Origin of the sequence: Pseudomonas sp. NFX71 (assembly GCF_048079215.1) — a bacterium.
Classification (GTDB): Bacteria; Pseudomonadota; Gammaproteobacteria; order Pseudomonadales; family Pseudomonadaceae; genus Aquipseudomonas; species Aquipseudomonas fluorescens_B.
In genome coordinates this window covers 2,758,271-2,782,258 of the sequence record NZ_CP182230.1, presented here as the reverse complement: position 1 = coordinate 2,782,258, position 23,988 = coordinate 2,758,271, and the positions used below count along the sequence as shown (strand labels likewise).

Here is a 23,988-nt window from a genome sequence, read left to right as displayed (position 1 = left end):
CTCTCAAGCCCCTGCGCTTGTTCTATACGGTGGCTGCCTAGCCATCTAGTTACTGATTTGGCGACTCCTGAACACAGATAAGCGCAAGCTCAATCTTGAACCTGCTCCGATCATCCCCCAAACTGGCACTGATTAAAACCGCACTAAGGACTGTCCATGCCGTTGTTTTTTGATCCGCAACCCATCTTCGACTCATCCGTTCAGGAAAAGCTGCATGAGCTGACTGAGCAGGCATTATCTGACTGTAAAGTGCAGTTTTCTGCTGGCGAGAACCACGCCGAACCGGAGTGTCACTTCCACTTCAGTGGCTGGAACGGCAACACCGGAGGCCTGCATGGGATACATGTAACTTTCACAAATATGAAGAATATGAGGGAATCTCTAGATAATCCAGACAGACTCAAACAGTTGATACACCACGAACTCGTGCACTTCTTTCAGGCACGTAGACACAGTCGTGAGCCGTTCGAGTACTTGCCTACCTGGTTCCACGAGGGCATGGCGGTGGCATTCTCAGGTCAAGGGCTGACCGTCAGAAAAAGGCATCTAGACGAAGATCTCGCAGGGATTGGTGGCGATCACCCTTGGGATCAGTTCTTTCTAATGAAGGAGAGTAGGAATCTGGATTTCAGCAAACCACCATACGACATACTTTATGATGCCTGGGGCGCGCTCTTCATTTATGCAATGAGCGATCAACCTAGTATCTATCCCCAGCATGTAGTAAGCACTGACAATGGTTCGTTTTCAAAGGTTGATGCCGCAGATTGCGCCAAGGCTCTGGCCTTCATTGATGCCGCACACGAGACGACTTTTGAAATAGCCATGAAACAGAACCTGGGCAAGGACTGGATAACAGAAAGTGGTATTCAGAGTTTTCTTCGGCAGGATTGATCAAGCCTGCTGCCCGCTCAGGGGGCTCAAACTAAATGGCAACCGAGCCCCGCTCTGGCGCTGACAATAAGAAGGTGGAAGGAAGTCTGCGTCCTTTGTAACCGTCTCAGTGAGCGGCTCCCCGACTTGAGTGCCATGCAGAACTTGGCAAAGTCCGCTCTTTGGCCGTTTTCTGCCTTTGGCAAAAAGCTCTCAGTCAACCCGGATATCAACCTCGCCAACTTGCTCGACCATGCCTGCGGGCCGCTCGCATCGGCTAATGTCATGGCATCAGATCTGGTAAATCAATTGGGGGCGCCACCCGCAATACTCTGCTGAGCGTTGCACAGATCATTCTTCTGCGGGATTGACGGCGAATCGTGCACTGGGTCAGTTCGACCCGACAGAGTCGCCACGGATCTGTGACGATCGACACACTGCATTATCGGAGATCATTTGCCAATCTCACGGCGTTCATCCGAAAGGCAGCTCCCCGTTCCGTCTTTCCCACAAGCTCCATGCGCTGGCGTGGCATGGGAACCATGCCGCCCCTGCGCAGGGAGCCGACAAGGCCGAAGGCCGCGTCAGTCCCCATAGGCGATAGATAAATATGCCCCTGCCCAATGACGCGCAACTCACATAAGCCGGGCCGTCACTGCACGCCGCAGTGACGGCCCCGCCGACGCCCCAACATCACGGGCAAATCCTCAACCCCAAAGAGTGCGGCATACATGATGATGCCCCCACACACTGGCCCAGCAAAAACCTAAGACGACAGGTTCGAGAGTCGTCATCCCAACAGCGCAAGACTCCTGCAAGCGCTGATCCAGCAGGATGGAGTTAGCCAGGTATGCAAGGCTCCAAAAGCATACCGCCCCATACCCATGGGCGGAGCCGCCTTTGTCTATCGGATTTATTCCGTGATGTACCGCTACTGCACCGCCCTAGGCAGCGGGCCCTTGCGCAATGCCGACTGCTTCCACCTAACAATCCCATCCATTTCCTTGGAGTACCCATCAACATTAAAAACTAACTCATCCCGCTCCATCTCCGTCCGACCTCCCAGCAGGAAGGAAGACGGACGTCTCAGCCGAGACACCGGTGTTTCCTGAACACCATGCCCCTGCCCTTCGGGGATCTCGCCTAGCGAGTTGGCACCAACACTTACCAATGATTTTCAGGACAGGACAACAACGCAAAACAACGCCAGTGAGCGTGGATGGTATATGGACGATTTGACCTACACCCTGCGGCAACTTTGCCGACGCAATCGCGATGGCAGTCACAACACTCAGGCCGACCGCATCCGTTCACTTGGGCTGATCGCCCGCCAGCTGCGCGAGTCTGGTTTCCGGCAGATGAAAGCCCCCTCGCTCAAGGGCAAACATGTACTGGCACTGCTGGATCGCTGGCAAGGCGAAGGCCTGTCACCTGGTACCATCAAAAATCGGCTTGCGCACCTTCGATGGTGGGCTGAAAAAATCGGCAAGGGTGGCATTCTCCCCGCGGACAACACGCAGCTGGGTGTGGCCGAACGGCGCTTCGTCACTAACGTCAGCAAAGCTCAGGAACTGGGAACAGACCTTGGCAAGATCAGCGACGCCCATGTGCGCATGAGCCTCCAGCTTCAGTCGGCGTTTGGACTACGCCGTGAGGAAGCAATCAAATTTCAGCCCAAGTATGCGGATCAAGGAGATCACATTCTCCTCTGGGGCTCATGGACGAAGGGTGGGCGTGATCGCTCTGTTCCGATCACGACTTCGCTACAGCGCGAGGCACTGAACGCGGCACATCAGCTAGCGGGAGCCGGCTCATTAATCCCGGCTCAGAAAACGTATATCCAGCAGAGAAACACCTACGATGGTCAGTGCAAGGCAGCAGGGCTGAGCCATATGCATGGGCTGCGTCATCATTATGCACAAAGTCGTTACGCAGCTTTGACAGGATGGAAGGCTCCGGCGGCAGGGGGAATCTCGTCCAAGGAATTGACTCCAATGCAGCGCTCTCAAGACCTTATTGCTCGGCAAATGATCAGCCGTGAACTCGGGCATGAGAGAAAACAAATTACCGCGATTTACCTTGGCCGATGATTCAGGGCATTCGACGTCGACACTCAACAACCCGAATCTGAAAGTGGTGGTAAGCGCAGGCAGTGAGAAGCCTCACACAACATTAGGAAACAGTCGAAAACCGATTACCGGATTGACAGCAAAAGGCCTCAGGGGCATTTTTGCCATGCATCTAGCTGATTCGTTCAGCACCCCAGCCGCCAGGATCTTCAAGACGGCGCTGCGGTTTTCCGCAGGATCCATCATATGACCGCATAGCTTCCGGCAGCGCGGACAGTCGACTTGAATGTCGATGGAAGCATGACTTTCCCACCCACGACGGGCCTTTCCCGTCGTGGGGAAGGCCTTTTTTTGTTTTAGGAGGCCTTAATGAAAATGGAACTGGCGATGTATCAGGCACTGCGCGCAATCGACGTGCCTGAGCTCAAAGCCGAAGCTGTTATCCAAGCATTGGAATCTGACATGCTCACACTACTCGCGACGAAAAGTGATCTCACCAACCTTGACCAGCGGTTGACTGCCGAGATCGGTAGAACAACTGCTGAAATCGGCAAGGCGACTGCTGAGATCGCTAATACTAATCATCGGCTGACTGCAGAGATCGCTAAATCTGATCTCAAGTTGTCCATTCGTATGGCTTCCATGCTCGCTGTGACGATTGGCATCTTGATCGGGGCGATGAAAGTCTTCTTATAGTTTTGTTAGCGATTACTGAAACCAAGATAATCACCTGTCCTTCGACAGGTGATTTTTTTTGCGACTCTTGGCTATGGGCAAGACGGTGAGTTCGACTAATCACTGCTCTGATGGTTATCAAGATCCTTCGCCCAATCGAGTCCCAAGAGAGCCTCGAAACCGTGAAACGATTGACCGAACAAGAGCCGGTCAATCGTCGACGCGAGGAAGCGGATCGGCTGCTGCGCTGGCTGGTACAGAAAGGCTGAACCCACTTCACTGTCCGTGACGTCAATCGCAACGGTCCTCGTTTTGCCCGCAAGAGCGCTGACCATACCGCCTCTTTATTCGTCGAGCTGATCACTCATAGCTGGCTGAACAGCCGCGATGGAAGAACCTTCGAGGTCCGCCATGTTTCGCCTCAATGACGCGGCGCGCCGCTACTAGGCGCAACATAAACCGCAGCCAGAAGCGCGGTGTGTCGCCGCTTCTGTCGCCACACCACCCCTAGACCCTGCCGACCTCGCCCGGCTGATCGAGCAACTGCGTGAGGAAGGGGCACTGCTGCAACACCACGAGAACACCCTCCAGATCCGCCCGACACACTGGCAGCAGGTGGACCGGCTCAGCCCGCACTGGAAAGCCCTGCTGCTCTTTCTGCAAACGAACGAAAACGGTGATGACGATGGCCTTGGTCGGTCGGCGTGAGGGTCGCAACTTTGGCTATGGCCGCCAGCTGAGCTACGCCGGCCCACAAACGCTCAAGGATCTGTTTGTGGGCGGCCACTTCGCTACGGTCAAAGCGCATAGCGATCGCTGGCAAGCGTTCGTGCGTTGGTGTCGGTCAGAGGACGGTCCCGGTTACAACGATGCGCGCCAGATCGATCGACGGACGCTGCAAGACTACGCTGCTTACCTGCGCCAGCAGATCCAGCAAGGTGAACTCTGCATCGCCACCGCGCAGAACCGCCTGAGCAGCGTCAACCGCACCCTCGCCGCGCTGCGCGGTGATCAGGACATAAGGATCGCCAGCCCGAGTCAGGCGTTAGGACAGCAGCGCTCGACCGTACGCATCCGCGCGCCGGATGGCCAAGACCGCCAACAGGTGCAGCGAGTACTCGAGGCGCTTGACGAACAGCAACACGCGCGGGTGGCCGCGATTGTCCTTTTGGCCCGAACAACCGGTATGCGCCTGCGCGAAGCGATCCTGGCGGACCTGCCACGCTTGCACCGCGAAGCCGAACACTTCGGCCGCATCAACATCCAGGACGGCACCAAAGGCGGCCGCTCAGGGGCATCAGCGCCGCGATGGGTTGCGGCCAATGAAGCGGTGAAGGCGGCGCTACAGTTAGCTCGTCATGCGTCGCCGCCCCATAGCCGTAACTTGCTGGCCCGCGACGAAAGCTACGCCGTATTCCTGCAAAAGACCGTACTCCCCGCCCGTGAAACGCTGCATGAACACGGGCTGAAGGGTTTCCATGAACTGCGAGCGGCCTACGCCTGCGAACGTTATGAGCAGCTCACGGGCCACGCCGCACCGATCAATGGCGGTCACTGCTATCGCATTGACCGCGGCCTTGATCAACAGGCGCGCCAACAAATCAGCCTAGAGCTCGGGCATAACCGGATCGATGTGGTTTCGGCCTACATTGGAGGTCGAGAGTGACCAAACCATTCGATATAGCGCTGTTCCTGAGCGGCGTACTTACCGGCTCGCAGGTCACGCAGCAACGACACCTACGGCAAGCCCGAATCATGCAAGCGGCCATTCAACAGCGATGGCAGCGAGACAATCCCTGGACCTGGCAGCTCAAGCATGTGCGCTGGTTTCTCACTCAGCACCTGAAAGACCATTCCGGCGCCACCCGGTATTACTATCGACTCACCGCTCTGCTGATCTGGAAGCGATTAGGGAACGGCCGGCAATTGCTGATGGATCGCTCGAATCGTGAGTAGGCAGCCTTCCAGGCACACTTGTCCGCCGTCATCTATCTCAGCGCGGATATCCTCTTGCTGACGAACCTGCTCGAAGCACACGCGGCAACGGCAAAAAGCGGCCATTAGCGGACGGTCGTTCTACATCCGCTTCCGCCCTACCAAAATGATTATCAGCGTTTTCCTACGAATATCAGGAAACAGTCTCTTTGTTGCTAAGCCATGAATCGTCTGCTTGCATACACGCCCAGCGGTCAGCATTTAGGTCAAGGAGACAATAATGAAAACCATGGTAGTCGGGGCAAGCAAGGGGTTGGGCAGAGCCCTGATTGACGGATTGGGCGAGCATGGGGACACCTTGATTGGTGTCTCCCGTACCCGTCCCAAAAACCTTACACATAACGCCGGTGTCGTTGTGCATTGGGTGGAAGCAGACCTTGGTGAACCCGCACAGGCCGCTCAGATAATCGAGCAGGCCGTAGTGGATGGCGGGCTTGATACGCTGATCTACAACTTAGGAATATGGGAAGAGTTTGCCTTTGATCCCACATACAACTTCCTGGCTGACAACGACGACCAAGTTGAGGCTATCGTCAGCTGCAATATCACTTCGACGATAGTGCTGATAAAGCGGCTGCTTCCAGTTCTGCTCAGAAGTGCTAACCCAAGGATCATATTGACCGGCTCGACTTCTGGCTTGCCACAAAGTGGACGATCAGAAGTCACCTTTGGAGCCTCCAAGTTCGCGTTGCGTGGTATCGCCGATGCACTTCGCGAAGGGTACAGGCAGCAACGCCTGGGAGTGACCTGTTTAAACTTGGGCTATCTGAATACCGAAGATCCAATGAGCACCCCTAGGGGGCTTGCCGAGCAACGCGGTCAAGGCAACTCAATTCCCGTGCATGACGTCGTACAGATAGTCCGCATGGCCTTGAGCCTGTCTTCAGCAAGCTTCGTCAAGGAGCTCACCTTGCCCGCGATATTCGATGAGCGCTTCTGATGACAGGCCAATCCGTAAGCCAGAAGATGACAAAAAACTACGTTCGGCTTACGTCTGTATTGATGCTTACACTGTCACACCAATGTTGCAAAAACCTGTTGGCAGAACGTTGTTTGGCTAAGTTTGGGCGTCATCAATGACCTCGACAGGTCGAAAACAGTAGCTAGTGAGCAGCAGCCTTCGCCCCAAAGCGGACGCCAAAAATTGCAGGCCGGGATAGTTTTCTGGTGCCGATGGGCTCCGTATAGTGGCAATACTTTTTCGGTCAAAGGAGTGGCTATGAACCCGTTAAGCTGCCTACCTGTCGATGTAAATGTCACTACGCATTGCGCGAAAAGGGGAGCTCAATGCGTACAGGAATGATCCTTGCTGGGATCGGCACCATGCTGGCGCTGTTGTCTGCATCGCCAGCCCAGCCTGCGCCCCTGCCGTCAGGAACTGTGAACCAGGGTGGTATCTCCGTGCTGGTACAAGGCTCGGGTACAGATATCATCTTAATTCCAGGATTTGCGTCGTCCTACGAAGTATGGACAGATTTGGCCTCCAGATTACGCCTCAGCCACCGTCTCCATCTTATACAGGTAGCTGGGTTTGCTGGCTCGCCTGCTGTATCCGACCCGGACGGGAGAGTAGTCGCGTCCACGGTCGAGGCGATCGCAGAATACATCCGCAGCCAGCGCATCGAGTCGCCGGTCATCATCGGTCATTCGTTGGGTGGTGAGGTGGCACTGATGCTAGGTGCTCGTCATCCCGATCAAGTGGGACGCCTGATGATTGTCGATGCGATGCCCTTTTATACTTTGCTGTTTGATCCCTCCGCGACCAGTGAAACGGCGGCCCCGTATGCTGCTGCGATGCGTGATGCAATGCTGGCGGCAACGCCTGAGCAGGCGGAAGCCATGCAACATGCCTCCATCGCCCGTCTCGCTAAAACTGAAGCGGTCAGACCAGGCCTAATCGCGGCGGGGATAAACTCGGACCGAAAGACTATGGCCGATGCCATGTATGAATTGATGGTCTCAGACCTCCGGCCTGAGCTTGGACGCATCAAGGTGCCCGTTGAAGTCGTCTATGCCTACGATCTGCTTTTCGGCGTAGAAGCGGCCCACGTCGATGCAATGTTCCGTAACGCCTATGCCTCTACCCCAAACATCAGCTTCAGGCGCATTGACGGCAGTTTTCACTTCATCATGCTTGATCAGCCAGAATTGTTCGCTAGTGCTGTCATCAGGTTCTTGAACCAGTGAACGGCGACGGAGTTGCTCGAGTGATGAGTCGCCGTAAAAGGGCACAGGATTCGTTGCCGTGCTCGCAGGTCACCGACTGTCTGCTTTTGGCCGATTTCTGCCTGTCGCCAACGTCAGCTTTGGGTCGGATAGCGACCACCAGCCATTGTGACTGATCCACCCTTGTCCTCCCCTCAACGTGGAGGACGAGCCATGAACACTATTGCTAGATACAGCCATCAGCCTTGGAACAAGGGAAAGCTTGTCGGGCAGAAAGCTCCGCTTCGAGTCAGAGATATCTGGGCCATTCGAGTAAGACTTCAGCTTGCTGAGAAGACGCGTGATTTGGCGCTCTTCAACTTGGCCATCGATAGCAAGCTGCGTGCCTGTGACTTAACCAAGTTGCGAGTCCGAGACATCGCCCATGGGGAGCATGCGTCGTCACGGGCCATCGTGATGCAGCAGAAAACTCAGCACCCATTGCAATTTGAAATCACTGAGCAAACCCGAACGGTTCTGGAGGCTTGGATGCATCGGGCGCGTCTCCGCAGCGAGGACTTCTTGTTCCCGAGCCGGTTGCACGCCTCAGACCATCTTTCCACCAGGCAATACGCTCGAATAGTCAAAGCGTGGGTGACAGCCATTGGCCTTGATCCAACCATGTACGGTACCCACACGCTACGGAGAACCTCGATTTAGATTGACTGACTTCCTCAGGGCGTGAAGCTGCCAGTGGCGACAGGCATAGATCGGCCAAAGCTGACGTTCAGGGAGAAGCATCGAGCTTTGAGCGGCAGCATGAGGTGCCCCTGCCATTCAGCAGGCGCGATCGATTACAGCACGCCCGGCGCGGGCCCATCACCGCCTCAGGTTATAGCAAGCAATTAATGCGGGGGCGGCCTGAAACTGCTCTTAAACGAGTTTCAAGACCTATCTATTTAAGATGCTAACGTCAGTGGGCCATCTTTTCGGGAAGCTATAGCGGGCCCTGTTTGCGGCCCTGGCGATCCATCTCCCGGGCAACAAAAGGGCATCGCTTTGAAATCCTGTCCCATGACTTGTTGGTTTGGTCTTCCCAATGTTCCTCGGCATACTCCGTTCGGACTTCTATACAGGCCCTTTCGTTGAGCCCGAGTTCATCAATGGTGAATTGAACGATAGCCACCAGCGGACCGTCCAGCCCTGGGCGAGGAACGACCTGAAAACCCACAAACTCCAGCTCGAACCATTCGTCCTGCACAGCAATTGGATCAAGCAGGTTTTTCACGCCTTTACGTGAGTTCATTAAGGAGCAGATCAGCCGGTAATTGGTCCATTCATATGCGAGCCGCCAGTCCTTAGTTTTTGCCACCGAATGGTCGACGGAAGGGGAACCGGTAACCTTATGAATGTAAAAGCCTGTGTAGGCACACAAGCGGCCATAGCACTTCAACAAGTCGGGAAGCGCTTCTGTCCAGTAAGCAGGGAAGTCGGTTCCTTTGATGTCTTGCTTGCGGGCAGCAACAACCTTGAATTTTTTACCGGCAGTGCGGATGACTGGATTTCCGACCATCTCGTCAAGCGCTCGCAGTCCCGGCTTTCTTACTAGTTCATCAAACCCTGCAGGTTCCTGAGCAAGTGAGAGTCGGATCATTTCTTCTCCAGTACGCTGTCGCGAAAGCTGCTCCAGCGCACCCAGAACCGATCTACGTCGCTCAGGGATTCGCGCAGCGCCTTGTCAACGTTCTTGATGGCGTCTCTGTCGGTACGCGTAAGCTTCTTGTCATGAACGGCGTTATTGAGGTCCCGTAATAATGTATTAGCGTCTGTCAGTGCTCGTTCCGCTTCGATCGAGCGCGGTTCCCTTAGATTGAAGATATCGGAGGACAACCACCCGTTGACGTCGCCTTTGCGAGAGAAGGAAAGGTTCCTCACTTCGACTTGTTGCTCAACGAGGTCGAAATCAAGGATACAGTCTTTAGTTGTCTCATAGAGCGGCTCGACCGAAGCGAGCACCAAAGGGGAGTGCGTGGCGGCAAGCACCTGTACGGGTATTTTTTCGTTTTGAGTCAACTCACTCATAACTTTCAGTAGTGCGGGCACGATTCTGCGCTGCCATTGCGGATGCAGGTGGCACTCGATTTCATCGATCAGGAATATGATTTCGCGAGCGGGTTTAACCCCATACCTCTTTGACGCCTTGGCATGCTCGCGCCATGTCCAGACCAGCAGGTATGCCAGAGCGCAGATCCGTCGCATGCCCGCCGATGCCAGGGGTAGTGGTACTTCCTGGCCGTAGGGCATTCTCAGAGAAGGTACCTCTTCAACGTCGTCCCCGATTTGCGTCGGCTCCCCGGGGATGAGGCGTTCTGCTTCGCACGGCGATAATACCTCTAGCACCTTAACTAGGTCATCAAACGCGGCTTGTTGACCACGTTGCCAAAGTACCCAGTCACGTATCAGGCCAACGCAATGCGTCACGCCATTAGCGCCCACCAGTCCTTTCCAAACTTGCTCAGGTGTGAAGTCAAAGCTTTTAGGGCGGTCTCGCCCTACTTCGTCATCGTTTTTCCAATAGTTCCTGGCCGGATCCCACACAGAAAAACTTCCATCGACACCCGCATAGATCACGATTCCCGGGATCGTCGGGCGGCCTTGTTTCAACGGCCATGTTTGCGTTCGCCGTATGAATGTACTGCTGTCAGTGACATCACCGGCGGTAGACTTTGTATAGGAAAAACCGATCGAGGGTTTGGTAGTTTGCTCACCGGGTACAGCTTTGATACCGCGGGCCCACGTTCTAGTCAGCACCCACCAGGCTGTATCAAGGATAAAACTCTTGCCTAGTCCATTGTCACCAGTCAAAAAATTAAGACGAGAGCTGAACTCCAGGTTCATCTCTGGGGCGGGCCCGACCCCTTTCAGATCCAATTTTTTGAGCATGCCGCCTCTCTTACCAGTTTTGGTTCACGTAGGGTTGGTACTTTACCTGCAAGACAAGGGCTTGTCGTTGCACCGGGGCAGGTTCTAGCCAGCAAGCCGACATGCAAATATGTCTTTCTCCTAGTTCATTGGTAGAGCTTGCGGAGGGCGATCACAAATAGTGAAGATCAAGAGAGGGAATCATAACGTCACCTTGGCTACGCAGCCGAACCACGTAAGCGCGCTGGCGGCCCCTCGTACGTTGATCGCAAATTGCAGCTTCCCATGGCCAAAGACGCAAGTGGCGTAGGGAACGCTGTGCTCGAACGTCCGGCGCAATTAGGGGCGATTTTTTAATCATTTCCGACTGAATCTCTTGGATCTCTCCACCGCGAAGCTTCTAGATTTTGCCCTTCGTAGCTATAGTGCTGACAAAATGCCATCTTGTGAGCAAGCGCCATGGAAGACCTAGCAACGAAGATTGTGCCACTGGTGCAGATGCTCATCCCTGGCTTCATCTGCACCATGATTTTTTACTGGTTGGCTGATGTTAAACGGCCCGGCCAATTTGAACGCACCATCCAGGCTCTCATTGGTACAGGGATCATCACTCTTTTAGTCTCTGGCATCGAAACAGTATGTCAGTACATTGGTACACGATGGTTTGTCTTGGGAGAGTGGACATCCAACACGGAAACCGCGTCGGGCATCATTCTCGCGACGTTGCTCGGCTTCGGCCTTGCTTATGCTTCCAATCATGACCATCTCTATCGAATTGCTCGAAAACTGGGATTGACGTCCAGGGCCTCCTATCCAGAATGGATTTATGCATTTCGCACGAGCGCCGGGAAAAGTGTTGTCTTGACGCTACTGGATGGGCGACGTCTTTTCGGTTATCCCTCAGTGTGGCCGACAGATCCTAAGGAAGGCCATTTTTTGATTACACAACCGAGTTGGATGGACGAAGCTGGGAACTGGGTTGATATGCCTGGTATAGAAAGTTACCTAGTGAGCAACGCAGATGTTTATCTAATAGAATTTCTTGAAGAGGAACAGGCTGTATGACTAAGCCGCAGAACCCTAGGCACACACATGTGGTGCAGCGTCCGCTCAATGAAGGGCTTAATGTAAGCCCACCGGGACCGACCAACGTTCGCCCTTCTACGCCGCCACCGGCACCACCCAAAGCCCCTAATCGTTAGAGTGAAGCTATTTATGTACGAAGAAAGAGGTATATCTCCCGCCCCCAGCAATTCAGGAAAAGCTGAGAAGCTACCTAGTCAACCTAGTAATAACCGGCCGACTACACCACCGAAAGCGCCGCCCGCGCCACCTCGTCAGCGCTAATGGGAAAAATGCTATGAATCCGAGCGAGCCCTCCGGAAGAAAACCAGCCGGCGTTCCGGTTTACGATGGTGTGAGTCCCCCGTCCAAGGCTATAGGGATAAGACCTACAGCTCCACCGGCGGCGCCCCCATCACCGCCCAAAAGATGAGTTTATCTGGCCGCAGATGAATGCCGATCTCTAGCGATTGGCCGCTGTGATGATGCGGGCGTTTCGCTTAGCAAAATTAGTGGTACTCCGATGAAAAGCCATGTCTTATCTACGACGCCGGACGTAGGTTAAAACTCGGCTAACCGCAAGCTGAGTTCACAGAGCAGGAGGTAGTAGCGGTACTCCTGAGAATCACCTGCCGTTCCAACTGTAGTGCCGTCTTCACTTATCAGGTCGCCTTGTTGATCAAGGTAAAAGCAGAGAATCAGCACGTTTTCAGCGGTAACTGAATGAGGACTGAACACGAGGACCTGCCCCAGACAGCCCCGCTCCTTTACTTTAGCAACGCATCTCACGGTGAATGGCTTGTCCATAAATTTGCCCGCAAGCTCGAACTCTCCTTGCCTCTCAAGGCTCATTTCGATGGCGCCGGTTGACAGGTTGCAATTGGCTAGCCAGATCTCAGTGAGGTCCTCAAAAGCACGCTGGCAGCGAAACCAACTAGAGCGTACTTCCCGCAAAGCTCCCATATATTCTCGATTCTCTTGGTACCGTAGCAATTTCATTCCTTCCTCTCTGAAAAAATGCAGGCTACTTCAATGTTAGAAATACAGAAACATTGCTGCAGCGTTCCTGCACATTGAAAGCATGTCGCCGCAACTTTGTGCTAAACACTGGTCCGGCTCCGCAATTTAGGTTAAGAATGCAGCAACCCAAACCACACTGGAGATGAGAATGTCTTTCGAACCTGGAGATGTTGTTCAACTGAAGTCGGGGGGACCGCTCATGACCGTTGAGCAAATCGGTGAGGCTGCGATGACAGGAGAGACCACCGTTTGGTGCGTCTGGTTTGAGAAAGTAGGCAACAACCAGGTCAGGCAGGAAGCAACCTTTAGGCCAACCTCTTTAGAGAAAACCTCAAAACCCCAAGGCGGATTTTTTACCGTGACGAGGGGCTAGACATGATACGTGCTGCGTTTTTGGGAGTTGATCGGCATAGTGATCCATTCATCAGCGATCTAACAGGCGCATCCCGAGACGCGACGGCACTGTGGGCCATATTGTCCGACTCCATTGAGGGTTTAGACGCCCCCCTGATCACTAATGAAAACGCAACACTGAATGTCTTACGCTCGACCCTAGACGCCACCTTGGGTGAAGCTGACGACGAAGATGTTGTCATACTTTCTTTCGCGGGACATGGAACACCGGATCACCGCCTAGTGGTCCACGATACTTGCATAGATAATCTGCCCACCACGACTTTCGGAATGGACGAACTTGCAAGAAGATTTCGCGAGAGTAAGGCCAGAGCTGTTGTTCTTTTACTGGATTGCTGTTTTAGCGGCGGAGCGGCCGCGCGCGTACTCGACGTAGGTCTTGTACCGCGAAACACTGTCGCTTTCCCACTCGTGGACGTGGCCGGTCAGGGTCGAATTCTCTTCGCCGCCTCCTCTGCAGATCAAGGAGCGCTGGAGGATCCGCAGACCCGTCATGGACTCTTCACTAAGGCGGTTATCGAGACCTTATTGGCGGCCGATGAATCTCTTGGCGTTCTCGAGCTGGTAGATAGGGTAACGCGGCTTGTCGGAGCCAATGCGGGGCGGTTCGGCTACGTGCAATCACCCACCATGTTCGGGCAGACGCAAGGTGACTTTTTGTTACCGCCGGGACGTGTGGGCGCGCGCTATCGGGACGCTTTCCCTGAGTACGGTAATTTCCAGACTACAGGTGATATCCGTGACCTAACGGAAGCAGGCATCCCCCAAGAGGCCGTAGAGGCCTGGCATGATCGCTTCCCCGCAGGGCTTAACCCCTTACAAATCTCCGCGGTCAATGACAGGGGAGTCCTCAGCGGTAATTCGGTCCTTGTGGTTGCTCCTACTAGTGCAGGAAAAACTTTCGTGGGAGAGCTCGCTGCAATTAAAGCGATTGCTTCCGGCAAAAAGGCTGTCTTTCTGCTGCCCTACAAGGCACTGGTGAACGAAAAGTTCGAGGATTTTACAGCCCTTTATGGAGAGGGGCTCGGCCTTCGAGTTGTGAGATGCAGTGGCGATTGGCAGGATCAGGTGGGGGACGTACTGCGAGGTAAATACGATATTGCGTTTTTCACTTACGAGAAATTTTTGAGCCTGTCCGTCTCATCCAACCACATCCTCAACCAAATAGGGCTCGTTGTCCTCGATGAAGCGCAATTCATCACAGAACCAGGCAGGGGGATGGCTGTAGAACTCTTACTCACTAGCTTGGTTAGTGCGCGTCAGCGGGGCGTTTGCCCACAACTAATTGCATTGAGTGCTGTAATTGGCCACCCGAATAGCTTTGACCGTTGGCTAGATTGCGCGCTGCTTCAAACGGATCAAAGACCTATCCCTTTGACTGAAGGTGTTATGGACCGTAGCGGTGCTTTTACGCGCCTCGGGACCGATCACTGCGACACTGTCCAGTTAATAGGGCGCCACGAGATTATGCAGCGTGGGAAAAAAACGTCATCCCAGGATGTGATCGTACCGTTAGTTCGTCACCTCCTAAATTTGGGTGAGAAAATAATCATTTTCCGCAATGCCCGTGGACCAGCCAGCGGTTGTGCCAAATATCTCGCGCGTGAGCTTGGACTACCGGCGGCTCAGGATGTCCTTGACGCACTCCCAGAAGGCGATCCTTCCGTAATGTCTCAAAGTCTGCGAGAGGCCCTGCAGGGTGGCATCGCCTTTCACAACAGTGACCTGACCCGCGACGAGCGCGTGGCCGTGGAACGGGGGTTCCGAAATCCAAATGGGCCAATCAAAGTCCTAGTGGCCACGAGCACCGTAGCAGCGGGGATCAACACACCAGCGTCAACGGTGATCATTGCTGAGACAGATTTTCCTGGGAGACAACGTACGCCCTACACGGTGGCGCAATATAAGAACATGGCCGGTCGGGCGGGCCGACTTGGCTTTGAGGCCGAGGGCAAATCGATCCTTCTCGCCGAAAATTCAATGGACCGAGATCAGCTTTTCCGGAGATATGTGCAGGGACAGCCCGAGCCAATCACCTCCTCTTTTGATCCACAGCAGCCTGGCACATGGGTCATGCGCTTGCTCGCCCAGGTACGCGAAGTTCCGCGTGACGCGGTGATCGACCTTGTTGCGAATACCTACGGGGGATTCCTTGCATCCCTCAAAAATCCAACATGGAAGGAGCGTATGAGCAATGTGCTCGAAGGTCTTCTCAACCGTATGATTGCTGATGAGTTGATCGTTCAGGAAGGCGAGACTCTCAGTCTGACGATGCTCGGGCGGGCCTGCGGTGAATCTCCTCTCACATTGGAATCCGCGATGAGACTGGTCGAGCTCCTACGTCGCATAGACCCCAGAGAGGCCACGCTTGAAAACCTGCTTGTGATCATCGAAGCTCTTCCCGAGCGCGATGAAGACTATACGCCCCAAGGCGGCGGGCGAAGCGGAGAGCCTCGATGGCAACAAGAAGCAAGCCTACGCTTCGGCCACTCTATTGCTTTCGCGTTGCGCCACCGGGCGGAAAGCGACATTGCGTTTTACGCTCGGTGCAAACGAGCCTTGATTGTCAGCGACTGGATCGCCGGAAAATCAACAAGCGATATTGAAGCCAGGTATACAGGTAACGCGTACTTACCAGTTGGTCATGGCGATATTCGAGGTTACGCCGATGGCGCGCGCTTCCTCCTTGAGTCAGCTCTTCGCATCGCTGCCATCCTGCTCGGTAGGGCTGAGGACCAACAAGCTGTAGCACAGCTATTAACTCGCCTCGATCTCGGCCTACCCGCCGATGCTTTGGCGTTAGCGGAAGGAAGTTTTCTTCTAACGCGGGGCGAAATGCTTGCACTCTATCGTGCTGGCTGTAGAAATTTCGAAGATGTCGCCGCGCTTGGGAACGATACGATAACGTCCCTCGTAGGACGGCGCGGTACCGAACTCCACTCGTCATTGAAGCTTCTGCCGACCTCTACCTAAGTTTCATACATGATGAATTGAGCAATAGCAAAAGCAAAATGGGGGCGTTCAAACCTACTGTAGATAGCCCGTCCCACCTGCACTGCAGTTTTTTTCAGGTAAGCGTACCGCGAAGGTACTGGTTAACTTCGCGAAGCTAAGAAATGGTGTCCACCGCTTAAGTGGACATCATTTGCGTATTTAAACCGGTTGCCACTTATACGACAGCAACTGATCGATTTCACTCACCCGCTACATCGGCAACCACGTGCAAACAGCCTTCAAAGCGTTCGTGACTTAGCAAGGCGCTTATTTTTCAGGAAGATTGCGAATTTGCATTCCATTTGGTCACCCATTTGCGTTCGACCTCGCCTTAGCAGTTACCTTCACTGCTCGGTATAAAGGGCCGCTTCTGGCCGATTTCTGCCTGTCGCAACCAGCAGCTATGGGTAGTTCACTGCCAATCATGGTTACGAAACGTGCTGGTCAGATCGAATGCAAACGGGTGGCCAACTGGAGTGCAGTATTCCAATTGGTATTCCAACTAAAAATCAAATTAAATATTAATGATTATAAATCAACAATTTACTAAACGGATTCAAATTACCCCGGCTCTAAAGACGTCCACGGACGTCTTTTTTTGTGCCTGAAATCCAGTGAATACAGGTGTTTCAGGCCTACCTGCACCCACATCAAGTCGACTATCGGTTCCTGCTGCGCTCATAGGCTGCCAAGACAGTTCGCTCCGATTGGACCAGGTAGGCATCCAGCATAATAGTCGCCTCGTCCGAGCGGCCTTCCTCAACGCATCGAAGTATCGAAGCATTCATATCGAGAAACGGCAAATGCAGGAATTGGGGATCGTTGAGCAATCCGAAGGCCAGCCGCAATTCAGCCGATATCTGCCCATAAAAAACGAGCAGGCGCGGACTGTCGGCCAGTTCGACGATTGATTTGTGGAACATCATGTTAGCAGTGCCGACCGCTACCCAGTCTTTCGCTTCGCGCGCGCGGACGCCTAATTCGACCGCCTCTTGCATGTGCAGGGTGCCTGGGTGTTGGGGGTAACCTTGGGCGATCGCCTTGCATTCGATGAAACGGCGCACCCTGTAGATGTCGATAATCGACGACATGTCAGGCTCCGCAACTGTTACGCCACGGTTGGGTTCGTGTTTGAGCAACCCTTCACGCGTCAGGACTCTGAATGCCTCTCTCAAAGTGTTCCGCGAAATGTCCAGGTTTTCGGCCAGTGCGGCTTCTGAAAGGCGTTGGCCGGGCACGAGTTCACCCTCGACCAGCATTCTGCGTATTTCTTGGGTGATGGATTCTCCCAGTGTTCGAGGAAGAGCGGGAGAGGCGTCATTCATAAAAAATCCAGGGTGAGAAAAACCGCTCCATTATTCCATCAGAGCTCAGTGCATGGCACAAGGACGAAACGTGTAGTGCGCTTCATTAAGTAGCACTTTTATAGGGCGAGGTAACAATTTGGTGCCGATAGCTCAACCATAAGAATTGGATTGTTCAACAAAGAAGCATTGATCTACCTACATTGCGTGGTGTTTGCTTGAGTCTTGGCATGCTCATTGCTCTGTCAAGGTATCTCTCACCGTAGGAATGATGCCGTGGATGCCGTGACACAGACCACTCAAGAGTTTACAAAAGCGCGGCGCGCTTCTTTGATCGCCGCGATTTTCATGATGGCGACTTCTGCCATCGGTCCTGGATTCATCACCCAGACCGCCACGTTCACAGCCAAGATGGGGGCGGCATTTGCGTTCGGTATCCTGGCGTCGATTCTGATCGACTTCGTGGTTCAACTTAACGTATGGCGTATCGTCTCCCTGACCCGAATGCGTGCCGCAGATGTGGCCAACAAAGCGATTCCAGGCAGTGGTTACCTGCTAGCGGTGCTGGTGATCTTCGGCGGGCTGGTATTCAACGTCGGCAATATCGCCGGCGCCGGGCTGGGTCTGAACGCGCTGTTGGGGCTTGATGCAAAGTGGGGCGGCAGTCTGAGCGCCCTGCTGGCCATCGGCATCTTCCTCTCCCACCGCGCCGGATTGGCGGTCGACCGGCTGATCGTCGTGCTGGGCCTGGTGATGATTGGCCTGACGCTGTTCGTAGCCTTCGCCTCTAACCCGCCATTGGGTGAAGCCCTCTACCAGACCGTACTTCCGGACCAGATCAACTTCGCCACCATTACCACCATTGTCGGAGGCACGGTGGGTGGTTACATCACCTATGCGGGGGCTCACAAACTGCTGGATCGCGGCACTACCGGGGTAGAAAATCTCCAGGCAGTGACCAAAGCAGCCCTGAGCGGAATCCTGGTCACCGGCCTCATGCGCTACATCCTGTTTCTCGCCATCCTCGGCGTTGTTGCCAGCGGCGTAATCATCGACACCTCGGGTCAGGGCGCCAATCCGGCCGCACAAGCCTTCCAGGCAGCGGCCGGGCAGATCGGCCTGCGCGTCTTCGGTCTCATCCTCTGGGCCGCCAGTATCACCAGCGTGATCGGCGCCGCTTACACCTCCATCTCCTTTATCACCGTGTTCAAGCCGAACATCACTGAGCAGGGGCGCAACCGCGCCACCACAGTGTTCATCGCCCTATCGCTGCTGATCTTTGTCCTGATGGGTACTGCTCCTGCCGCACTGCTGCTCTTCGCTGGCGGTTTCAACGGCCTGATATTGCCAATCGGCCTGAGCATCTTCATCTACGTCGGCTGGCGCCGATCCGATCTCATGGACGGTTACCATTACCCACGCTGGCTCCTGGTGCTGGGTGTCCTGACCTGCATGCTGACCTGGTACATGGCAATCAAATCCGTCGGGCCGATCTTTGCCTTCCTCAACGTCGTCTGAGCCTGATAACGAATAAGGAGTCACGTGAATGCCAACGATAGATATCAATAGTGACCTGGGCGAAAGCTTCGGCGCCTGGAGCATGGGCGACGATGACGCGATGCTCGATATCGTGACCAGCGCCAATGTCGCCTGCGGTTTTCATGCCGGAGACCCGGCGGGCATCCTGCGGACACTGAAAGCCGCAGCAGCCAAAAACGTCACCATTGGCGCCCATGTCGCGTACCCGGACAAAGTGGGCTTTGGCCGACGAAACATGGACCTGGCCAGCGATGAGCTGACTGCCGACGTGATCTACCAGATCGGCGCGCTGCAAAGCCTGGCCAAGGCCGCGGGCACCTCGGTGCGCTATGTGAAGCCCCACGGCGCCCTGTACAACACCATCGCCCACGACCGCCGCCAGGCGCTGGCGGTGATCGCCGCTATCCGCGCCATCGACCCCACGCTGATACTGGTGGCGTTGGCCGGCTCCGATCTGATTGAGTTGGCGCGTAACGAGGGCTTGCAGTGTGTCGCGGAGGCCTTCGCCGACCGTGCCTATACACCGCAAGGCACCCTGGTTTCACGACGCGAGCCGGGGGCTGTGTTGCACGATCCCCAGCTAGTGGCCCAACGCATGCTCCGCCTGGTCGAAGACGGCACCATCGAGGCCATTGATGGCAGTCGAACCCGAATCCAGGCTGACTCAATCTGTGTTCATGGCGACAGCCCCGCTGCCGTGGAAATGGCTCGCGAACTGCGCCGAGTTCTGGAGCACGCCAACCTGTCCCTGCGGCCTTTTGCAGGAGATCGTCCATGAATGCTTTCGCCCGCGCCCGCCAGTCGGCCATTGCCGCCGCCCAGGAAGCACGCAAAACCTATCGTGGCGGACTGGTAACCCCCACAGCCGGTATCGCCCCGGGCATGACCCAGGCCAACCTGATCGCCTTGCCGCGCGAATGGGCCTATGACTTTCTGCTATATGCCCAGCGCAATCCGAAAGCTTGTCCGGTCCTCGACGTCAGCGATGCGGGCAGTCCGAGAACAGTGCTGGCTGAAGGCGCAGACCTGCGCACCGATATCCCCCTGTATCGCATCTGGAGGAACGGAAAAATGGTCGAGGAAGTCAGCGACGCCACCCAAGCCTGGGCTGAGCACGACGATATGGTGGCGTTTTTGATTGGTTGCAGCTTTACCTTTGAAACCGCCTTGCAAGAAGCGGGCATCGAAGTGCGGCATATCGCAGATGGCTGCAACGTGCCCATGTACCGCACCAATCGCGCCTGCCGTCCGGCGGGACGCCTTCAGGGTGAAATGGTCGTGTCCATGCGCCCGATCCCGCCCGATCGCGTGGCAGAGGCCAGTGGAATCTCCGGGCGTTATCCCTCCGTTCACGGCGCCCCGGTGCACATCGGTGAGCCTGCGCTGCTGGGCATACAGGACCTGAGCCGACCCGATTTTGGCGACGCCGTGCGCATTGAGCCTGGCGAGGTTCCAGTTTTCTGGGCCTGCGGTGTGACGCCACAGGCTGCGGTAGCGGCTTCGGGTGTGCCCTTTGCGATCACGCATGCGCCCGGCCACATGTTCATCACCGATGTGCCCGACAGCACTTACCACGTCTAGGAGTCTCCCGTGCGCTTTCTACCGGTCAACCTGGACGCCCTGCTCGTCGAATTGAAAGACCTGGACGAGACCCTGGCGTTGTTCGACGCCCTGATCGCGGAGTCTATTGCGGGCGTGGAAGAAATCATTCCTGCCGCACGGACCCTGCTGATCCAGTTTCGCCCCAGCGCCATTACGCAGCAGGCGCTCGTTGATTGTATCGCTGGCCAGGACCTGAGCCAGCGCCGCGCGATCGAGCATCGCCGGGTGGAAATTCCCGTCCACTACAATGGTGAAGACCTCGACGAGGTCGCCACGCTGCTGGGGATCAGCCGCGCCGAAGTGGTCCGACGCCACACCGCCCAGGACTACAGCGTGGCCTTTTGCGGATTCGCTCCGGGCTTCGCCTACCTCACCGGCGGTGCCGATTTCCAGGTGCCTCGCAGACAAACGCCACGCACCCGCATACCCGCAGGTGCGGTTGCTCTGGCGGGGGAATTCAGCGGTGTTTATCCGCAAGCCAGCCCCGGTGGTTGGCAGATCATCGGCGTAACGCCTTTGCAGATGTGGGACCTGAACCGCGCTGAATCGGCCTTGCTGCGCCCAGGCTATAAAGTGCGGTTCACCGATGCTGGCCCGCTCCCGGCGGGCGGCCTGCCTGCCCCCTCGGTACCGGCAAGTGCCGCTACGCCCACCGGTGCCTATCTGGAAATCATGACCCCTGGTTTGCACAGCGTACTGCAGGATATGGGCCGTCCCGGCCAGACCGGCCAAGGCGTATCCCGTTCCGGCGCGCTGGACCTGGGCGCCCTGCGGGCAGCCAACCGCGCGGTCGGCAACCGCTCGGACATGGCCTGTGTGGAATCGGTACTCGGCGGCCTGAGCTTCGTTTGCCATGGCCGTGCCATGATCGCCGTCACCGGTGCGCAAACCCCGGTCACCATCACCAACGCGAGTGGCCTGCAATGGCAGGCAGGCAACTACCAGCCCATCGAGCTGGATGTGGGTGACCGTGTCAGCCTGGGCTCACCGCTGGCGGGGCTGCGCAGCTACCTGGCGATTCGAGGCGGCTTTGAGGTCACGCCGGTGCTCGGCAGCCTGTCCACAGACACACTGGCCCAGGTTGGCCCCCCGGCGCTCGCCGTCGGCGACCGACTGGGCTTTGCCACACTGACCACCGGCACCAGCGTATCGCTGAACGAAGCCCCGGCCTTTGAACTACCGACGGCGGCAAACATCGTCACCCTTGACGTGGTGATGGGGCCGCGCACCGACTGGTTTACCGAAGAAGCTATCCAGCGCCTGAGCAGCCAACTCTGGCGCGTCACCTCACAGTCCAACCGCGTCGGTATTCGTCTGGCCGGTGAAACCCCGCTGGAGCGCACCAACCACCAAGAGTTGCCCAGCGAAGGCACTTCCGTCGGAGCCATTCAGGTTCCGGCCAGCGGCCAACCGGTTCTGTTTCTCGCCGATCACCCGTTGACCGGTGGCTATCCGGTGATCGCCGCAGTCGCCAGCTACCATCTCGACCTGGCTGGCCAGATACCTGTCAATGCGCAGATTCGCTTCAACCCTTTGGACGGCTTCAAAGAGATTCAAGCCATTACGGAAGCCTCTTCTTCAACTGCCGATGTGAAAAAACTTCCATGAAAAAATTACTGATTGCCAACCGTGGTGAAATTGCCGTCCGCATCGCCCGCGCCTGCCGCGACTACGGCGTGCAGTCTGTCGCGGTCTATGCCGACGCGGACATCGACGCCCTGCATGTGCGCCAAGCCGACGAAGCCTACTCACTGAATGGCCAGCGCCCGGCCGAGACCTACCTGGATATCGGCAAACTGATCGCCGTCGCCAAACGCAGCGGCGCCGATGCCGTGCACCCCGGCTATGGTTTTTTGTCTGAACGGGCCGACTTCGCCCGGGCGGTGATCGACGCAGGGTTGATCTGGGTCGGTCCCAACCCGGAGACCATCGACGTGCTCGGCGACAAGGTCGAGGCGCGGAAAATTGCCCAACTGGTCGGTGCGCCTCTGGTGGCCGGTACGCCTGGCCCGGTGGAAAGCGCCGCCGAAGTACTGGCCTTTGCCGAACAGCATGGCCTGCCAATTGCCATCAAGGCGGCCTTTGGCGGCGGCGGACGCGGCATGAAAGTCGCCTGGCGCATGGATGAAGTGGCTGAATTGTTCGCCTCCGCCGTGCGCGAAGCGGAAGCAGCCTTTGGTCGTGGCGAATGCTATGTCGAACAGTTCCTCGACCGTCCTCGGCACATCGAAGCGCAGATCCTTGCCGACAAGCACGGCAAGGTCGTCGTCGTCGGCACGCGGGACTGCTCCTTGCAGCGGCGCAATCAGAAGCTGGTGGAGGAAGCGCCAGCGCCCTTTATCAGTGACGAACAGCGCCAGCGTATTCATCAATCCGCTCAGGATATCTGCGCCAAAGCCGGCTATGTCGGTGCAGGCACGGTGGAGTTCCTGCTGAGCCAGGATGGCACCCTGTCGTTCCTTGAGGTCAATACCCGTTTGCAGGTCGAGCACCCGGTGACCGAAGAGACCACTGGGGTCGATCTGGTGATCGAACAACTGCGAATCGCCGACGGTTTCCCGTTGTCCTTCAGTGAAACGCCGACCCCGCGTGGCCACAGCTTCGAATTTCGCATCAACGCGGAAGACCCGGGCAAGGGCTTCCTGCCCACCCCCGGTCAGATTACTGATTTCCTGCCACCGTCTGGCCCGGGTGTGCGTCTGGACAGCGGCGTGATAAGCGGCTCGCGAGTGCCCAGTACCTTCGATTCGATGATGGCCAAACTGATCGTCACCGGCGCCACCCGCGAACAGGCCATCGTCCGCGCCCGGCGCGCGCTGGCTGAGTTCAACATTGAGGGCATCGCCTCGGTGCTGCCGTTCCACCGAGCCGTGATGGACCATGACGACTTCACCGGTGCCGAGAAATTCGCCGTACACACGCGCTGGATCGAGACCGATTTCGCCGAACAGATCACTCTCGCCCCCCGTGCCGTTGTATCGGCTGACCCTGGCATCCTGCGCACGTTTGTCGAGATCGACGGCAAGCGCCACGAACTCGGCCTTCCGGCTGCGCTGCTGCGAGGCGTCAGCCTGAACGCAGCGGACACCGTCAGCGAAAGCACGGCCGCCTCCGAGGTCACTGATCCGCAGGCGGTACTGACACCCGTAGCGGGGAATCTGCATACCTGGGTCGTCGAAGACGGCGAGTCGGTGAGCGTCGGGCAAGTGATCGCGGTTGTAGAAGCCATGAAAATGGAAACCTCGGTCCTGGCACCTTGTGAAGGTCAGGTGCAGATCGCCAAACAGGCCGGTGACTATTTTGAAGCCGGCTCCGTGATTGGCCGCATCAAGACCATTAATTGATTTAAACACTCTTCTTTTCGCCGGTAGTAC

General features: G+C 56.1%; 20 protein-coding genes and 2 pseudogenes. 18 read left to right on the top strand and 4 right to left on the bottom strand.

The window, feature by feature from the left end; translation table 11 throughout:
• The first annotated feature begins 156 nt into the window (after positions 1-156).
• From ACM1ZW_RS12735 to ACM1ZW_RS12690, 10 genes and pseudogenes are all read left to right on the top strand, one after another.
• On the top strand, positions 157-894 hold the full coding sequence (locus tag ACM1ZW_RS12735) for a hypothetical protein (protein WP_416740652.1): 738 nt from the start codon (positions 157-159) through the stop codon (positions 892-894).
• A 1,205-nt stretch (positions 895-2,099) separates the two neighbouring features.
• Positions 2,100-2,963: an integrase domain-containing protein gene (locus ACM1ZW_RS12730; protein WP_416740651.1), complete on the top strand. Its 864-nt coding sequence runs from the start codon at positions 2,100-2,102 to the stop codon at positions 2,961-2,963.
• A 348-nt stretch (positions 2,964-3,311) separates the two neighbouring features.
• A complete protein-coding gene (locus ACM1ZW_RS12725) occupies positions 3,312-3,638 on the top strand; it encodes a hypothetical protein (RefSeq protein WP_058543814.1) in 327 nt (108 codons plus the stop codon).
• A gap of 152 nt (positions 3,639-3,790) precedes the next feature.
• A pseudogene (locus ACM1ZW_RS12720) lies at positions 3,791-4,045 on the top strand (DUF3987 domain-containing protein); the annotation flags it as partial.
• Positions 4,029-4,325: pseudogene (locus tag ACM1ZW_RS12715) on the top strand (hypothetical protein). The pseudogenes ACM1ZW_RS12720 and ACM1ZW_RS12715, both read left to right, overlap by 17 nt.
• Positions 4,303-5,283, top strand: coding sequence for an integrase domain-containing protein (locus ACM1ZW_RS12710; RefSeq protein WP_416740813.1), 981 nt, complete (start codon positions 4,303-4,305; stop codon positions 5,281-5,283). The pseudogene ACM1ZW_RS12715 and the gene ACM1ZW_RS12710 overlap by 23 nt, the downstream one beginning before the upstream one ends.
• Complete coding sequence (locus ACM1ZW_RS12705) at positions 5,280-5,573, top strand: hypothetical protein (RefSeq protein ID WP_122552632.1); 294 nt, start codon at positions 5,280-5,282, stop codon at positions 5,571-5,573. Before ACM1ZW_RS12710 ends, ACM1ZW_RS12705 begins: the two co-directional genes overlap by 4 nt.
• A 259-nt stretch (positions 5,574-5,832) precedes the next feature.
• Positions 5,833-6,552, top strand: coding sequence for an SDR family NAD(P)-dependent oxidoreductase (locus tag ACM1ZW_RS12700; protein WP_416740650.1), 720 nt, complete (start codon positions 5,833-5,835; stop codon positions 6,550-6,552).
• 347 nt (positions 6,553-6,899) lie between these two features.
• Complete coding sequence (locus tag ACM1ZW_RS12695; protein ID WP_064052832.1) at positions 6,900-7,799, top strand: alpha/beta fold hydrolase; 900 nt, start codon at positions 6,900-6,902, stop codon at positions 7,797-7,799.
• 192 nt (positions 7,800-7,991) lie between these two features.
• Positions 7,992-8,477, top strand: coding sequence for a tyrosine-type recombinase/integrase (locus tag ACM1ZW_RS12690; protein ID WP_416740649.1), 486 nt, complete (start codon positions 7,992-7,994; stop codon positions 8,475-8,477).
• Between the two features lie 277 nt (positions 8,478-8,754).
• On the opposite strand, the gene ACM1ZW_RS12685 is transcribed toward ACM1ZW_RS12690, so the two are convergent.
• Together ACM1ZW_RS12685 and ACM1ZW_RS12680 are read right to left on the bottom strand one after the other, a co-directional pair.
• Complete coding sequence (locus ACM1ZW_RS12685) at positions 8,755-9,411, bottom strand: hypothetical protein (protein ID WP_416740648.1); 657 nt, start codon at positions 9,409-9,411, stop codon at positions 8,755-8,757.
• Positions 9,408-10,700, bottom strand: a complete 1,293-nt coding sequence (locus ACM1ZW_RS12680) for an AAA family ATPase (protein ID WP_416740647.1) — start codon at positions 10,698-10,700, stop codon at positions 9,408-9,410. Before ACM1ZW_RS12680 ends, ACM1ZW_RS12685 begins: the two co-directional genes overlap by 4 nt.
• Before the next feature lie 438 nt (positions 10,701-11,138).
• Here ACM1ZW_RS12680 and ACM1ZW_RS12675 point away from each other — a divergent pair, with 438 nt between their 5' ends.
• Positions 11,139-11,744, top strand: a complete 606-nt coding sequence (locus ACM1ZW_RS12675) for a DUF6338 family protein (protein ID WP_416740646.1) — start codon at positions 11,139-11,141, stop codon at positions 11,742-11,744.
• A 558-nt stretch (positions 11,745-12,302) separates the two neighbouring features.
• Here ACM1ZW_RS12675 and ACM1ZW_RS12670 read toward each other — a convergent pair.
• Complete coding sequence (locus ACM1ZW_RS12670) at positions 12,303-12,740, bottom strand: hypothetical protein (protein ID WP_416740645.1); 438 nt, start codon at positions 12,738-12,740, stop codon at positions 12,303-12,305.
• Between the two features lie 169 nt (positions 12,741-12,909).
• On the opposite strand from ACM1ZW_RS12670, the gene ACM1ZW_RS12665 reads away from it, so the two are divergent.
• Together ACM1ZW_RS12665 and ACM1ZW_RS12660 are read left to right on the top strand one after the other, a co-directional pair.
• A complete protein-coding gene (locus ACM1ZW_RS12665; protein WP_416740644.1) occupies positions 12,910-13,134 on the top strand; it encodes a YodC family protein in 225 nt (74 codons plus the stop codon).
• A gap of 2 nt (positions 13,135-13,136) precedes the next feature.
• Positions 13,137-16,148, top strand: a complete 3,012-nt coding sequence (locus ACM1ZW_RS12660) for a DEAD/DEAH box helicase (protein ID WP_416740643.1) — start codon at positions 13,137-13,139, stop codon at positions 16,146-16,148.
• A gap of 680 nt (positions 16,149-16,828) precedes the next feature.
• Here the strand turns inward: ACM1ZW_RS12660 and ACM1ZW_RS12655 are convergent.
• Positions 16,829-17,428 carry a GntR family transcriptional regulator gene (locus ACM1ZW_RS12655; protein WP_017336447.1) on the bottom strand — a complete coding sequence of 200 codons (600 nt, stop codon included), beginning with the start codon at positions 17,426-17,428 and terminating at the stop codon, positions 16,829-16,831.
• A gap of 330 nt (positions 17,429-17,758) precedes the next feature.
• Between ACM1ZW_RS12655 and ACM1ZW_RS12650 the strand changes: the two genes are divergently transcribed.
• Genes ACM1ZW_RS12650 through ACM1ZW_RS12630 form a run of 5 tightly spaced genes read left to right on the top strand, consistent with a single transcriptional unit; the run spans position 17,759 to position 23,958 of the window.
• Complete coding sequence (locus ACM1ZW_RS12650; protein ID WP_150634225.1) at positions 17,759-18,991, top strand: NRAMP family divalent metal transporter; 1,233 nt, start codon at positions 17,759-17,761, stop codon at positions 18,989-18,991.
• Between the two features lie 28 nt (positions 18,992-19,019).
• Positions 19,020-19,790, top strand: coding sequence for a LamB/YcsF family protein (locus ACM1ZW_RS12645; protein ID WP_150634199.1), 771 nt, complete (start codon positions 19,020-19,022; stop codon positions 19,788-19,790).
• Positions 19,787-20,593, top strand: a complete 807-nt coding sequence (locus ACM1ZW_RS12640; RefSeq protein WP_414884070.1) for a putative hydro-lyase — start codon at positions 19,787-19,789, stop codon at positions 20,591-20,593. Before ACM1ZW_RS12645 ends, ACM1ZW_RS12640 begins: the two co-directional genes overlap by 4 nt.
• Before the next feature lie 9 nt (positions 20,594-20,602).
• Positions 20,603-22,222 carry a 5-oxoprolinase/urea amidolyase family protein gene (locus ACM1ZW_RS12635; RefSeq protein WP_414879331.1) on the top strand — a complete coding sequence of 540 codons (1,620 nt, stop codon included), beginning with the start codon at positions 20,603-20,605 and terminating at the stop codon, positions 22,220-22,222.
• Complete coding sequence (locus ACM1ZW_RS12630) at positions 22,219-23,958, top strand: acetyl/propionyl/methylcrotonyl-CoA carboxylase subunit alpha (protein WP_416740642.1); 1,740 nt, start codon at positions 22,219-22,221, stop codon at positions 23,956-23,958. Before ACM1ZW_RS12635 ends, ACM1ZW_RS12630 begins: the two co-directional genes overlap by 4 nt.
• Positions 23,959-23,988 lie beyond the last annotated feature (30 nt).